11 protein-coding genes are annotated in these 12068 nt (G+C 56.5%); 5 read left to right on the top strand and 6 right to left on the bottom strand.

All coding sequences use genetic code 11. The features are described 5' to 3' along the window. Positions 1 to 778: 778 nt before the first annotated feature. From galE to HQL76_08075, 5 genes are all read right to left on the bottom strand, one after another. Positions 779 to 1834: a UDP-glucose 4-epimerase GalE gene (gene galE, locus HQL76_08095; protein MBF0109119.1), complete on the bottom strand. Its 1056-nt coding sequence runs from the start codon at positions 1832 to 1834 to the stop codon at positions 779 to 781. After that, the gene (locus HQL76_08090; protein MBF0109118.1) at positions 1831 to 2418 is read right to left on the bottom strand and encodes a hypothetical protein; all 588 of its coding nucleotides are present in this window, start codon (positions 2416 to 2418) and stop codon (positions 1831 to 1833) included. Before HQL76_08090 ends, galE begins: the two co-directional genes overlap by 4 nt. A gap of 60 nt (positions 2419 to 2478) precedes the next feature. Continuing rightward, complete coding sequence (gene msrA, locus HQL76_08085; GenBank protein ID MBF0109117.1) at positions 2479 to 3240, bottom strand: peptide-methionine (S)-S-oxide reductase MsrA; 762 nt, start codon at positions 3238 to 3240, stop codon at positions 2479 to 2481. Between the two features lie 23 nt (positions 3241 to 3263). Further along, positions 3264 to 4184: a polyphosphate kinase 2 gene (gene ppk2, locus HQL76_08080; GenBank protein ID MBF0109116.1), complete on the bottom strand. Its 921-nt coding sequence runs from the start codon at positions 4182 to 4184 to the stop codon at positions 3264 to 3266. Positions 4185 to 4318: 134 nt separating this feature from the next. Further along, positions 4319 to 5950 (bottom strand): alpha-D-glucose phosphate-specific phosphoglucomutase, encoded by a 1632-nt coding sequence (locus tag HQL76_08075; GenBank protein ID MBF0109115.1) that lies wholly within the window; start codon positions 5948 to 5950, stop codon positions 4319 to 4321. 390 nt (positions 5951 to 6340) lie between these two features. On the opposite strand from HQL76_08075, the gene HQL76_08070 reads away from it, so the two are divergent. The 3 genes from HQL76_08070 (at position 6341) to HQL76_08060 (ending at position 9336) form a co-directional block, all read left to right on the top strand. Continuing rightward, positions 6341 to 7132 (top strand): alpha/beta hydrolase, encoded by a 792-nt coding sequence (locus tag HQL76_08070; GenBank protein MBF0109114.1) that lies wholly within the window; start codon positions 6341 to 6343, stop codon positions 7130 to 7132. Positions 7133 to 7371: 239 nt separating this feature from the next. Next, entirely contained in the window at positions 7372 to 8658 is a 1287-nt protein-coding gene (gene glgC, locus HQL76_08065; GenBank protein MBF0109113.1) for a glucose-1-phosphate adenylyltransferase, read from the top strand. 363 nt (positions 8659 to 9021) lie between these two features. Then, the gene (locus HQL76_08060; protein MBF0109112.1) at positions 9022 to 9336 is read left to right on the top strand and encodes a phasin family protein; all 315 of its coding nucleotides are present in this window, start codon (positions 9022 to 9024) and stop codon (positions 9334 to 9336) included. A 64-nt stretch (positions 9337 to 9400) separates the two neighbouring features. Here HQL76_08060 and apbC read toward each other — a convergent pair whose 3' ends face one another. Next, positions 9401 to 10483 carry an iron-sulfur cluster carrier protein ApbC gene (gene apbC / locus HQL76_08055; protein ID MBF0109111.1) on the bottom strand — a complete coding sequence of 361 codons (1083 nt, stop codon included), beginning with the start codon at positions 10481 to 10483 and terminating at the stop codon, positions 9401 to 9403. Between the two features lie 372 nt (positions 10484 to 10855). On the opposite strand from apbC, the gene rsxA reads away from it, so the two are divergent. Then, positions 10856 to 11434 carry an electron transport complex subunit RsxA gene (gene rsxA / locus HQL76_08050; GenBank protein ID MBF0109110.1) on the top strand — a complete coding sequence of 193 codons (579 nt, stop codon included), beginning with the start codon at positions 10856 to 10858 and terminating at the stop codon, positions 11432 to 11434. A 43-nt stretch (positions 11435 to 11477) separates the two neighbouring features. Then, complete coding sequence (gene rsxB / locus HQL76_08045; GenBank protein MBF0109109.1) at positions 11478 to 12017, top strand: electron transport complex subunit RsxB; 540 nt, start codon at positions 11478 to 11480, stop codon at positions 12015 to 12017. Positions 12018 to 12068: the final 51 nt, after the last annotated feature.

Genomic DNA, 12068 nt, shown 5'->3' with positions numbered 1-12068 from the left:
ACCTCCATCCTTGCCTGGGACATCGTCGTCCTCACGGCCTACCTCCTTTTGAACCTGGGACAGTTGGTCCTCCAGGGAAAAAAAACGGGAACACTCTCGGACCATGGCGCCGTCATCGCCATGCTTCTCGGACTCTCCATTCATACCGTAACCGCCTTCATGCTGGCAGGCAACCCATCGCGCCCGCTCTGGTACAGCCCCCTCCTCGCCCCCCGGTTCATCGTTTCCGCCTTCGCCGCCGGCAGCGCCCTGATGATCCTGCTGTTTCGCCTGATGAACCGTGCCGCGCCAGGGACGTTTCCGGCCTCGGTGTTTCACTATTTGTCCCGGGTGCTTGCCATATCGTTGCTGATTCATCTGTTTCTTCTGGGTTCGGAATGGTTCACCCACCTTTATTCCACGGCCCATCATGGCGACGCGACCCGCCGTCTTTTTCTGGGCCTGAACGAAGGCAATCCCTGGACGCTCTGGATGCTGGCCAGCCTGTCGTCGATCGTGACCGCAACCGCACTCACGGTTCTGCCCCGACGGCCAGACCATTCCGGATCGCTTGTGGCGGCCTGCGGGTTGACGCTCGCTGGGGTATGGATGGAAAAAGGATTGGGACTCGTCATTCCCGGCCTGGTACCGACGCCGCTCGGAGAACAGGTCTCCTACGTTCCGACGCTTGTCGAAATCAGGATCACCCTGGCAGTGTGGGCGTTCGGCGTCATGATGCTGACCGGACTGATGCTCTGGATCATCCGGTCACGCGCTCGATGCACTGGGTCAACGTGCGTCAATGCTGATCCTGGTTTCGTTTCTGGTGGTGTTGCTTCAGAATCCACGACCAGGTCGTTGCCAGAATGGTTTCCAGATCGGAATACCGGGGATGCCAATTCAATGCCTGTCGCGCCTTCCCCGAGTCCGCCACCAATCGCGAAGGATCGCCAGAACGACGCGGTCCGATGATCGTGGTCACCTTTCTTTGAGTGATCTTCCGGGCCAGTTCGATGATCTCCATGATCGAGTGCCCCGAACCCGTTCCGACATTGAAAATTTCGGAATCGCCACCTTCTTCGAGATGTTTCAGAGCGCGACAATGGATTTCGGCCAGGTCGTTGACATGAATATAGTCGCGGATGCAGGTTCCATCCGGGGTATCGTAATCGGCACCGAAAATGTGAAGCGGTTCCTGACTTTCAAGCGCCGCCTGGAGAACCAGGGGAATCAGATGGGTTTCCGGTCGATGATCCTCCCCAAGCGATCCGAGAATATCGGCCCCGGCCGCATTGAAATAACGGAGAATCACATGCCGGATGTTGCCGACACGACCAATATGATGCGTCATCTGTTCGGTGAAAAGTTTGCTCTGGCCATAGGGATTGAGCGGGCGCGTGGGATGGGTTTCCGGAATGGGAAAGGTTTCCGGTTCGCCGTAGACCGCCGCGGAACTTGACAGAATGAAATGACCAACCCCATATTCACTCATCGATTGCAATAGATTGAGCCCTCCCAGGGCGTTGACATGATAGTACCCCGCCGGTTTTCGCATCGATTCCGCCACGACCGACAATGCCGCGAAATGAAATACTGCATGGGGCTGGTATTTGCGCATCATCGCATCGACAAAGAGTTTGTCGCGGACATCCCCACGCTCCAAAGGCCCCCAACGCACGGAAGAAGCCCATCCTGTCGTCAAATTGTCGATCACCACCGGGGTATATCCGGTGGCGTGCAACTGCCGACAGGTATGAGCGCCGATATATCCCGCGCCACCGGTCACCAATACGACCGGTCGCGATCGGTCCAGGCGGTCGGAGGTTGCCAAATCAGGGGGGGAATGTGGTTTCATAAGCAGATCAGTCCCATGGAACCTGCCTCCTTCGATGGATTGAATTCCTGGTCCTTGCAGCATATTTTCAGGGCCGTCATGACTTCGACGAACTCCCTTGCGTCGTGTCGGATCCGTCCCAGGTCCTCGATGGTCGGCCAGGAACGCCCAACCGGGAGGCGTATTTCAATCGGGACATCGCAGCCCGCCAATCCCACCGCCACTCTTAATCCTTCCCGGGCCTTTCCAGGTTCGGCATCGAGTGCGACAACCACTCCCGAAGTGACAGGTTGCCGCTTCAGCAAACACGGACCATGGGGCAGACACAGCATGGCATCACTCCGACGCAACAACATTCCAAGCGTTGCCAACCCTCCCGCGACCAGGGACGGCCCGGGGCGAGGGCCAAAATACTTTTCATGATCGACCGCACAATAACCACGATGCCCCGGTGGCAGCCACGGCCACTCCCGATCCACCAGGGAAACACCGCGATGCACAAAAAACAGATGACACGCATCGGGGGGATCTTTCCAGGAAATCATCTCTTCGGAAAAGGAAGTCAGCGGTTGTGTCATGATCAGGGTCAAGGAATACGTCTTCATGTCCGCCCCATTGGTCGAAGAGAATATTGTTCCACAAAACCGTGGGACAGCGGTGCGACCTCAGTTGCGATGTCGGATAAGATTGGGATTGGCGGGATCGATGATTTCCTCATCCAACGATTTTCCGGACAAAAGACGTTTCATTCCTTCGATCGATGGTCCCTTGGTTCGCCTGGCCTCCTCGTCGAGGTCGGATTCGAGGCGGACGCCGGTTCCCTTGAGACCACAATAGCCGGATGGGTTTTTGGCGAGATACTGTTGATGCATCCCCTCCGCGAAAAAAAAGGGGGACCACCCAAGGATTTCGGTGGTGATCGATCCAAAGCCGGCACGCCACAGATGTTCCTGGAAACGGGTACGGCTGGACAAGGCCAGTTCTTTCTGTGTTTCATTGGCGCAGAAAATCGCCGACCGGTATTGTGTCCCGCGATCATTGCCCTGACGCATCCCCTGTGTCGGATCATGGGATTCCCAGAACAGGCGCAAAAGCATGGCGTAGGCAAGCACCTCCGGGTCGAAAACGACGCGCACCACCTCAAGATGTCCCGTCAATCCGGAACAGACCTCCTCGTAGGTCGGATTGAGGGTGCCCCCCCCGGCATAGCCGACGGCAGTCGTATGGACCCCATTCAATCCCCAGAACAGCCGTTCCGCCCCCCAGAAACAACCCATGCCAAAAAGGGCCGACTCCATGTGTTTGGGAAAGGGGGACTTGAGGGGACGACCCAGGACAAAATGCCTTGCAGGGACAGACATCGGAGTCGATCGTCCGGGAAGGGCCTCCTCTTGCGTGGGAAGGCGCATCTTGTTGTCAAGGATCATGGAAATCCCCTCCTTCGCCCGGGTCAGGTGATGTATTTTCCCTCGGCAATCCGCTCCGATTCCATGTATTCCAGTTCCCTGAAGCCGGAGATGACCACATTCGGATCGGTAGTCAGATCCAATCCTTGCGTCTTCTTGAACGGAACCGCATTCAAGACTGTTTTGATGGCGTTGAGGCGCGCCAGGTGTTTATTGTCCGAGCGGATGATGATCCATGGTGCATCGAGGGTATGCGTCCGCCGCAGCATGGCATACTTCATCCTGGTGAACTCATCCCATTTGTCCTGGGCCTGCATGTCCACTTCGCTCAATTTCCAGTGCCGCAGAGGATCATGACGCCGCCGGTCGAAGCGATACTTCTGCTCTTTCTTGGAAACGCTGAAATATAATTTTAAGAGAATCGTCCCCTCGCGAACAATGTCCTTCTCGAACCCCGTGACCCCGGCCATGAAGTTTTCGTACTGTTCCGGAGTGCAAAAATTGAAGACCGGTTCGACCATGGCCCGGTTGTACCAACTGCGATCGAAAAGAACCACCTCGCCACCGGTGGGAAACTGTTCGACATAGCGCTGGAAAAACCATTGTGTCCGCTGCACGTCGGTCGGTTTGCCCAGGGCGACGACACGATAGTGTTTTGAATTCATGTACCGGGTCATGCGGCGGATGGTTCCCCCCTTTCCCGCGGCGTCGCGTCCTTCCAGCAGGATGATCATCCGCTTGACTTCATCTTCGAGGAATTGCTGCATTCGCACCAGTTCCGCCTGGAAGGGTTTGAGTTCCTGTTCCTGCCGGCGTCGTTCGATGGCCTTGAAACTTTCCTTTTCCAGTTTTTCATATTTTTTTCCGAGCCTGACGTTTTCGGCCTCGATCCGCCGCTTTTCGTCGAGCAGTTCCTTGAGTGGAATCATTTTTCCATCAACTTCAATCAATTCCGGATTGCCCATCACAACACCTTTCGTTGAAGAACCAGAATCGAGGAACCACCACGCAAGACAGCGCCGATACGCCATTGAATTGAAAGCGTGTGGGGACCGACCCATCCATACGGTCCCCACACTTGAAGGGTGGAGCGCCGGGTTCAGGTGATGACGGTCGGGACATCTCTACCCGTATATTTTTTGACTCCGGCAATCCGGTCGGCGATCGTGATCAAGTCGGCCAGGGCCACCTGGGCATCCAGGTCCTGTTTGGCCGGGTCGCTTTCGAAACTCTCAAGATAGATGCGCAGAGTGGCACCGACCGTTCCAGTCCCTGAGAGTCGGAACACGATGCGGGAGCCATCGGTAAAGCCGATGCGCACCCCTTGATTGGTGCTGACACTGGCATCGATGGGATCGGTATATTGGAAGTTGTCGGCAAAGGCGACCTTGTAACGACCGAAGTCCTTTCCGGGAAGGGTGGACATTTGATCGTTGATCCCCTTGATCAAGGAGTCGGCACGCTCGGATTCCACATCTTCGTAATCGTGCCGCGAATAGATATTGCGACCAAACGCCTGCCAATGGCCCTTGACGATTTCCGCGACCGACTCCTTGCGTTCGGCCAGGATGTTGAGCCAGAAAAGGACCGCCCACAAGCCATCCTTTTCGCGAACATGGTCCGAACCGGTGCCGAAACTTTCCTCGCCACACAGGGTCGCCTTGCCCGCATCAAGCAGGTTGCCGAAAAATTTCCATCCCGTCGGCGTCTCGAAACAGGGAAATCCCCGTTTTTGCGCAACCCGGTCCACAGCCTGACTCGTGGGCATGGAACGGGCGACTCCGGCGATCCCCCGCTTGTAGCCGGGGACGAGGGCGGCATTGGCGGCCATGACTGCGAGGGAATCGCTCGGCGTCACGAAGAAGCGGTTGCCGAGGATCATGTTGCGATCACCGTCGCCGTCCGAAGCGGCCCCGAAATCAGGCCCCCCTTCCTGCCACAGCACCTTCACCAGATCCGCGGCATAGGTCAGATTGGGGTCGGGATGCCCATCGCCGAAGTCGGGAAGGGGAATGCCGTTTTGCACCGTCCCCTTCGGCGCCCCCAGCCGGCGTTCGAGGATGTCGATGGCGTAAGGCCCGGTCACGGCATGCATGGCATCGAAACGCATGGTGAACCGGCCACCGGTCAACAACCCCCGAATCTTGCCGAAATCGAACAACTGCTCCATCAATTCGGCATAATCGGCCACCGAATCGATCACCTCGACCCGCATCGATCCGATCGAAGAGGAACCACGAACATCCAGGTTGACGGAGATGGGACCTTCATGGATGTGATAGGCATCGATGGTCTTGCTGCGGGCGAAAATGGCCTCGGTCACCTTTTCGGGGGCCGGGCCGCCATTGCCCACATTGTACTTGATGCCGAAGTCTCCCTCGGGGCCACCCGGGTTGTGGCTCGCCGACAGGACAATCCCGCCGAAGGCACCGTGTTTGCGGATGACCGCCGACACGGCAGGCGTGGAAAGGATCCCCCCCTGCCCGACCAACGCCCGGCCAAAACCGGCAGCGGCAGCCATTCTCAGGATGATGTCGATCGCCTCGCGATTGTAGTAACGGCCATCACCGCCGACCACCAGCGTCTTGCCCTGGAATCCCTCCAGGGAGTCGAAAATCGACTGGACAAAGTTGTGCAGATAGTTTTTTTCCTGAAAACGGCGCACTTTCTTGCGCAGGCCCGAAGTGCCGGGGCGCTGATCCTGGAAGGGGGTCGTTGGAATCCTGGCCATCGTTTTCTTATCCTGTGCTGTTGTAGGTAATCGGATCCATTTCACCATCCCGGTTGACGACGGGACGAAGGCTGGTGGTCATGTCGGAATCAATAAATATTGGGGCATTGTATGTCAGCCGGTGTCAAAGTGGTAGCTATTGAAGAGTCCGCGCCACGAATTCCTTGATTCTGGGTGTGTATCGTCAATTTCAATATTTCAATATTCATGTTATCGTAATCCATAAGCGACAGCAATCCCGTCTTCGCGCAACAATTTGACATCCGATGTTGGAAATCCCGAGCCGTGAGGCCGAAAAATATTCGTTGATGTCCATCAATTCCTGGATACCATGTCCCCAGCCCCATGCCGCGACGCATGTCACGATGTCCCCACTCGACCGGAGCTTCCATGAGCCAGCCACCCCTGATCGATCATCCCCGGATTGCCCGCGTTCTGTTCCATCCCCGTGATGAACAGGGCTATCCTTCCACGACAAACGCCCATGAACTGCTGTTTCCCGTGGAGAAGGAGGTCTCCCTGGGAGGGAGGCTCTACCGTGCCGGAGATGGTCCGGGTCCGTTGCTGCTCTACTGGCACGGCAATGGTGAAATTGCCGCCGACTACGAGGAGCTTTCAACATTCTATACCGGAATGGGTATTCATTTTCTCGTCGTCGATTTCCGTGGTTATGGCCAATCGACGGGCATTCCCGGCGGCACGGCCCTTCTGCGGGATGCCGTGGCGGTTTTCGACCATTTGCGGGAGATCGTCGGACCACTTGTCGGCGGGTTGCCCGCCGTGTTCACCATGGGCCGTTCCATGGGCAGCGCCGCCGCCATCGAAATCGCCTTCCGTCGTCCCGAAGGGATTCGCGGATTGATCCTCGAAAGCGCCTTTGCATACACCATCGACCTCATCGAACGATTGAGCGGACTGTCCCTTCAGGGAGCCAACGAATCCCAGGGATTCTCCAGCCTGGAAAAAATGCGCTCCATCACCACGCCGACCCTTCTGTTGCATGGTCGCAACGATGACCTGATCCCGATTTCCGATGGCCAGGCCCTGTTCGATGCCTGTGGCGCCACGAACAAGAACATGGTGCCCATCCCCCATGCCGGACACAACGATCTGATGCTTCACGGACTGCAAACCTATTTTGAATCGATTGGCCGTTTTATCGCCACGATTTATACCTCCTGACGTTTGTCGCGGTGGCGTGCATCGACCGGGTGTGTTATACAAAGTGTGAAACAATGGACACCGACCGGATGATCATGAGCAACACCACGCGGGTGGCGTGACCCGGAGTCACCCGGAAGCCGCGCAACGTTTCGTGGCGAATCATCCAACAAGCCACTCATGCGTCCGGGAACCCGGGAGTCATCAAAGACTGTCAACGGTCGATCTTAAAGACCTGAAAATTCAGAAAGTACACGAACATGCCGCAACATGCCAAACCCCATATCAACGATGCCTTGAGAAAAACACTTGCCCTGGTACTGGCGGGAGGACGGGGAACACGGCTCAAGGACCTGACCGACAACGAGGCCAAACCCGCCGTCTACTTCGGGGGCAAATACCGCCTGATCGATTTTCCCCTGTCCAACTGCGTCAACTCCGGAATCCGCCGCGTCGGCGTCGCCACCCAGTACCGTTCCCACAACCTGATTCAGCACGTCCAACGCGGGTGGGGGTTTTTCCGTTCCGAACTCAATGAATTCATCCAGGTATGGCCAGCGCAACAGTCGGACACCCAGTCCTGGTATGAGGGAACCGCCGATGCCGTCTTCCAAAACCTTGACCTGATCGACAGTCAAAAGGCCGATTATATCCTCATCCTGGGAGGCGACCACATCTACAAGCAGGACTATTCCCTGATGCTGGAAGAGCACATCCAGAACGATGCCGACATATCGGTCGCCTGTGTCGAAACCAGCCTCGACGCCGCCAGGGAATTCGGCGTCATGGGTGTCGATGCCTCCGATCGTGTCATCACCTTCACCGAAAAGCCCACCAACCCCGCCCCCATCCCCGACAAGCCCGATCAGGCCCTGGCAAGCATGGGCATCTATATTTTCAACGCCAAGGTGCTCCGGGAGCAACTGCTGCGCGACGCGGAACTGAAGGATTCAAGCCATGATTTTGGCAAGGATATCATCCCCTTCATGGTCGCCAACGGATATAACGTACATGCCAGCCGCTTCTCCAGAAGTTGTGTCCGCGAGTCCACCGACGTCGAAAATTACTGGCGCGATGTCGGAACGGTGGATGCCTATTGGGAGGCCAACATCGATCTGACCCACGTCACCCCGGCCCTCAACCTCTACGATCCGCGCTGGAGCATCTGGACCTACCAGGTACAACGGCCCGCCGCCAAATTTGTCTTCGACGACAACGATCGTCGCGGCATGGGCCTGGATGCGGTCGTTTCCAGCGGTTGCATCGTCTCGGGTTCGACGGTACGCCGGTCCCTGCTGTTCAGCGACGTGCGCGTCAACTCCTACGGTCTGGTGGAGGATTCGGTCATTCTCCCACGCGCCGACATCGGTCGTCGTTGTACCTTGAAAAAGGTCGTCGTGGCCAAAGATTGCAAAATCCCCGATGGCCTGGTGGTCGGCCTTGACCCCGAGGAAGATGCCCAATGGTTCCATCGCACCCAGGGAGGCATTTGTCTGATCACCCAGCCAACCCTCGACAAATGGCTGGAACAGAAAAAAGGCCGTTGAGCATTCTCTCATGATTCTTCCAGGCAACCTGAAAGGACCAGCGGCACCCCTTTCAGGTTGGCCTTGAAGGCCCCTCTTCGCGATTTTTTTTCAATAAGAACGAACACAAAATACGATGGTAAAAAAAATTCCTATCCTTTCATGAGGAGGATTGATTCACATTAATCGATCGGCTATGCTGCTTTGCAACATGAAATCATGATCGATGGCGGAAATCTTTTTTTTCATGACATCGCAGGGTAAACACGTCACATGGGTCGCCCCTTTGGGGTGTGTCGGTAGGTTGGATTGAACGGGAGATTCGTCATGGTGGTACAGGCCGCGAAAAGTTTGTCGAACGCCTATTTTTCTTTGCGAAATTCCATGTCGGACGCACAACGTATCGCCAATCATGCGGTAGAGAAGATTGCCAATTTGACGTTGGAAACATCCTCCGATCTCATGTCGATGCGACTGGGACAGTTGGATCTGATGCGCCGGGTGATGACCATTCCCGAGGTCTTCGACATTCAATCATCGGCGATGACTTCATTGGGGAAAACGTACCTGGATCATGTCCAGTTGTCCATCGAGGAAGTGATCGAAACCCAGATTCACCTTAATGATCTTGTTGGACACCACATCGAAGAATATTCTCCGCTCTTGCGCTCCATGGGGATGGGACGATCCAAGGATTGAAGGTCCCCCCCCCCATCAGGAAGAGATGAAGGGAGGGGGATTTTGATCCATGGGACGACGGAGATCATTCGACGATGATTTCCGGAAAAGCCGGACCGTCAAAGCCCAGGGTGGCGATGATGGCGGCGATTCGTGCAGCGATTTCCCGATATTTTTGCGTCTGCGGACTGTCGGGGTGGGCGATCACGATGGGGATTCCCGAGTCGGCGTCTTCACGGATGGCCCCGTCCAGGGGAATATCTCCGAGGAACTCCATGCCGAAGGCCTCCGCCTGCCGTCGCGCACCACCGTGGGAAAAGATTTCCGAGCGATGGCCACAATGGGGACACAGGAAATAGGACATGTTTTCGACAATCCCCAGAACGGGCGTATCGACCTTGCGGAACATGTTGATTCCCCGTTTGACATCCGCCAGGGCGACATCCTGGGGGGTCGAGACGATGACGACCCCGGTGATGGGGACCTTCTGGGTCAGGGTCAACTGGGCGTCGCCGGTTCCCGGGGGCAGATCGATCACCAGATAATCCAGTTCACCCCAATCGACATCGCGCAGGAGTTGTTCCACCGCCATGCCGACCATCGGGCCGCGCCAGACCACCGGGGTATCCTCATCCATGAAGAACCCCATGGACATCACTTTGAGTCCGTAGGCCTCCGCCGGGGTGATTTTTTTGCCCTCTTCCGGGTCGGGACGTCCCTCGACCTTGAGCATCTTGGGCAGGCTTGGACCATAAATATCGGCATCAAGGATGCCAGTCGTGGCTCCGGTCTGGGCCAGAGCCAGGGCCAGATTGACCGCGGTGGTCGATTTTCCGACCCCCCCCTTTCCCGAAGCGATGGCAATGACATTCCTGACGTTTGGAATCAGGTTGGGGGTCGAGTTTCTGGGCGCGGCGCGAACCCTTGCCGTCATTTCGATGTCCACCCGCGAAACATTGGCCACCTCCATCACCGCGTCGAGGGCCTGCCGGCGCATCCGTTCCTTGGCGGGACAGGCCGGCGTCGTCAATTCGATCTTGAAGGAAACCCGTCCCGAGTCGATTTTCAGATCCTTGACGAACCCCAGGCCGACAATATCGCGCCGCAGATCGGGATCGACTACTTTTTTCAATGCATCAAGAATTTGCGCTTCCGTGACAACAGGCATCGGGATCTCCTGGAAAGGGCCTCAAGTTGATTGATCGAATCCGCGACGAGAAGCATATCGTCCCCGTCCGGAGAGTCAAGGGCGCCATCGGGAAACCAGTGGCGGAAGCGGTTTTATAACATCTTTATAACAAGAGAAAAAAATGGAGGAAAGAAAAGATTTTGCGTTGCCGATCGCGTGGAAGATGAGGTACAAGATTGCATCGGAGCGACTGGAAAAACCGGTTGCGTCAATCCTCCGGGTTTCGTCGGTTCCCGGCCCCATCCTCTCCCCGTCGAACGGGGCACCCGTCGAACGGAACCCCCGTGAGCAGGTGGTCGTGGGGCATGATCAACATCCAAGCCTTGGCGGCGAAAACTAAAGTCCAATGCCATGACCGATTTTCTTCTCATTCTCATCAGTACCGTGTTCGTCAACAATTTCGTTTTGACGAAGTTTCTGGGAATCTGTCCCTTTCTCGGCGTTTCGAAGAAGGTCGAAACCGCCATCGGCATGACCTACTCGGTAATCTTCGTGATGACCCTGGCCTCGGCCATCTCCTGGGCTGCCGAAAAGATGATCCTGGCGCCCCTGGGACTCGAATATCTGCGGACCATCTGTTTCATTCTGATCATCGCCGCCCTGGTTCAGTTCACCGAAATGGTCATCCACAAGACGAGTCCCGTCCTCTACGCGGCGCTGGGGATCTATCTTCCCCTGATCACGACCAACTGCTGTGTCCTCGGGGTGGCCATTCTCAACATCCAGAAGGAACACTCTTTCCTTGAAGCCTCGATCTATGGCGCCGGCGCCGGCATGGGATTCGGACTGGTGCTGATTCTATTTGCCGGCATGCGTGAACGGATCGATCTGTCCGATGTTCCCGCTTTGCTCAAGGGATCACCCATTTCCCTGATCAGCGCCGGCCTGATGTCATTGGCGTTCATGGGATTCTCCGGTATCGTCAAATGAACCTGATGTCTTGAAATTATTGTAATTTCGGAGTTTTTTTGTCATGATCGAAGCCGTATTGAGCATGGGAGGGCTGGCTCTGGCCGCGGGATTGGGACTGGGGTTCGCCGCCAAGAAATTTCACGTTGAAGGGGATCCCAAGGTCGATGGCTTGACGGCGCTCCTTCCCGCCACCAACTGCGGCAACTGTGGCTTTCCCGGCTGCCGGCCCTATGCCGAGGCCCTGGCAAGCGGTGATGTGACCAACGTCGGTCTGTGCAGCCCGGGTGGCATCGAAACCATGGAAAAAATCGCCGCCATGCTTGGGGTGGCGACCGTCGAAATGGAAGTCGATACCGGACCCAGGGTGGCCTTCATCCATGAAGAGGCGTGCATCGGTTGTACCGCCTGCATCAAGGTCTGTCCCGTGGATGCCATCATCGGCGCCAACAAGCAGTCGCATACGGTGGTTGCCGACATGTGTACCGCCTGCAAGGCGTGTGTCGAACCGTGTCCGGTGGATTGCATCGAAATGATTCCCGTTCCGGTGACCCCCTCCTCGTGGATGTGGGAAAAGCCGGTCGATCGGGCCGTCCTTCATTGACCCGATGACGACCGGTGGATGGATGAAACAGGATTGACCGCTTTACGGACA

Source organism: Magnetococcales bacterium (assembly GCA_015228815.1).
Taxonomy (GTDB): Bacteria; Pseudomonadota; Magnetococcia; order Magnetococcales; family UBA8363; genus UBA8363.
The sequence above is the reverse complement of the archived record's forward strand: the minus strand, read 5'-3'. Positions and strand labels throughout refer to the sequence as shown.

What these genes read in the sequence shown, in the direction of transcription:
- apbC (MBF0109111.1), bottom strand. Translation starts at nt 10,483, where the DNA reads ATGCCTGTTGTCACGGAAGCGCAAATTCTTGATGCATTGAAAAAAGTA.
- msrA (MBF0109117.1), bottom strand. Translation starts at nt 3,240, where the DNA reads ATGATCCTTGACAACAAGATGCGCCTTCCCACGCAAGAGGAGGCCCTT.
- HQL76_08070 (MBF0109114.1), top strand. Translation starts at nt 6,341, where the DNA reads ATGAGCCAGCCACCCCTGATCGATCATCCCCGGATTGCCCGCGTTCTG.
- galE (MBF0109119.1), bottom strand. Translation starts at nt 1,834, where the DNA reads ATGAAACCACATTCCCCCCCTGATTTGGCAACCTCCGACCGCCTGGAC.
- rsxB (MBF0109109.1), top strand. Translation starts at nt 11,478, where the DNA reads ATGATCGAAGCCGTATTGAGCATGGGAGGGCTGGCTCTGGCCGCGGGA.
- HQL76_08060 (MBF0109112.1), top strand. Translation starts at nt 9,022, where the DNA reads ATGTCGGACGCACAACGTATCGCCAATCATGCGGTAGAGAAGATTGCC.
- HQL76_08090 (MBF0109118.1), bottom strand. Translation starts at nt 2,418, where the DNA reads ATGAAGACGTATTCCTTGACCCTGATCATGACACAACCGCTGACTTCC.
- rsxA (MBF0109110.1), top strand. Translation starts at nt 10,856, where the DNA reads ATGACCGATTTTCTTCTCATTCTCATCAGTACCGTGTTCGTCAACAAT.
- HQL76_08075 (MBF0109115.1), bottom strand. Translation starts at nt 5,950, where the DNA reads ATGGCCAGGATTCCAACGACCCCCTTCCAGGATCAGCGCCCCGGCACT.
- ppk2 (MBF0109116.1), bottom strand. Translation starts at nt 4,184, where the DNA reads ATGGGCAATCCGGAATTGATTGAAGTTGATGGAAAAATGATTCCACTC.
- glgC (MBF0109113.1), top strand. Translation starts at nt 7,372, where the DNA reads ATGCCGCAACATGCCAAACCCCATATCAACGATGCCTTGAGAAAAACA.